Raw genomic sequence first — 1,276 nt, forward strand, 5'->3', positions numbered from 1 at the left:
TTGCGTCCAGCCATGGTCCCTATCGTCCCTTCTGGCCCTCACCAGGGCCAACGAGACTCTAATTCCGGCTGGTCGCATCCATGGGGAGCGGGTCAATTCGAGCAGCTGTTGTCGCGTGCAATGTCCGGGGCTATCCGCCGACCTGTGTAGGGCTGGCTATGGAGATTAACGACGCGCTTACCGATATCGCGGACTCGTACCCCGACGTTCCACCCGCGCTGGTTGACGCTGCCCGGTCCGCTGTGGAAGCGCAGGTTCGGTGGATATGGTATCCACCGAGTGAGTCCAAACTCCACGCACAATGACGCCAGAGAGGGCGGCAGGCCAGACGACGACGCCCTCGTCGACCCACGACACATCGAATGGACCGTCGCGGATAACGCCCTTGGTGAAGTCGGCGTCTTCGAACTCGATGGAAAGCTCACCCTGCGGTGGAATCCAGTAGTCCTCGGCGTATGGCTCCAGCCACACCATGTACGGCTTGCCTGAGTAGAGATTGGACAACGTGAGCTTTGGCACGGCCGAAGCCTATGCCACTGTCGTCTGCTGGAGGTAAGGGTCCGATCACTGCATTCCCCGGCACAGTGGTCGTGGGGGCCGAGCTGTCGGGGCGGCCCCAGCCGAGCAGCACCAGGCCGCCGCCGAGCTGCAGCGGACCGCGTGAGTCCGGAAATGGCCGGGAATCGAAACACCGTCCAACCTTGGTGCCAAGTATGGGGCTCGACAGTGTTGGCGGGGTTTGTCGTGCGCGATCTACTGCGGACTGATTGCGGAACTGCACGTGTCCAGTCAGTTCGCAGCCGAACCGTCCGCGGTGCCCGTCAACTCGTCCCTTGCGGTACATCCGCGCAGCGCCGAACGTGGTTAGCTAGATTCTCTAGGGTTCCGTACGGCCAAGACGGGTATGAGCAATCTCCGGGGAGATGACATGTCGAGAATCCCGACAGGGCGGCGTGTAGCTCAAGCTGCCGTGAACGCGCTTCGTGCCTTACTCGAAGAGCATGACCACATTGTTCAAGAGATATCTGGGCAGAACGACTTTGGCGAGGATTTCTACGTCACCTTCACCGACAATGGCGAGGTTACAAGCGACACGATAAAGATCCAGGTCAAGGGCGGGAACAGCTGGCGCCGGGGCAACGGCTATGCGGTGCCGGTCGACCAGCACAGCGATACATGGGCTAACCTCCCCTGTTCGTGCAATTCCGGCACGTAGTGCCGGAATTGGCGAAAGGGTGCTCTGACCTGCGATAATCGATTTGCTTAAGACCAAAAA

2 protein-coding genes are annotated in these 1,276 nt (G+C 60.3%); one reads left to right on the forward strand and one right to left on the reverse strand.

Annotated features, from left to right (window positions below; all coding sequences use genetic code 11):
• Positions 1 to 177: 177 nt before the first annotated feature.
• A complete protein-coding gene (locus ACFWPH_RS34700) occupies positions 178 to 519 on the reverse strand; it encodes a hypothetical protein (RefSeq protein ID WP_378756552.1) in 342 nt (113 codons plus the stop codon).
• 409 nt (positions 520 to 928) lie between these two features.
• Between ACFWPH_RS34700 and ACFWPH_RS34705 the strand changes: the two genes are divergently transcribed.
• Entirely contained in the window at positions 929 to 1,216 is a 288-nt protein-coding gene (locus ACFWPH_RS34705; protein ID WP_378756553.1) for a DUF4365 domain-containing protein, read from the forward strand.
• Positions 1,217 to 1,276 lie beyond the last annotated feature (60 nt).

Source organism: Nocardia sp. NPDC058499 (assembly GCF_042719915.1).
In the GTDB taxonomy this organism is placed as follows: Bacteria; Actinomycetota; Actinomycetes; order Mycobacteriales; family Mycobacteriaceae; genus Nocardia.

Coding starts and splice junctions, on each gene's coding strand:
- ACFWPH_RS34705 (WP_378756553.1), top strand. CDS start 929: ATGTCGAGAATCCCGACAGGGCGGCGTGTAGCTCAAGCTGCCGTGAAC.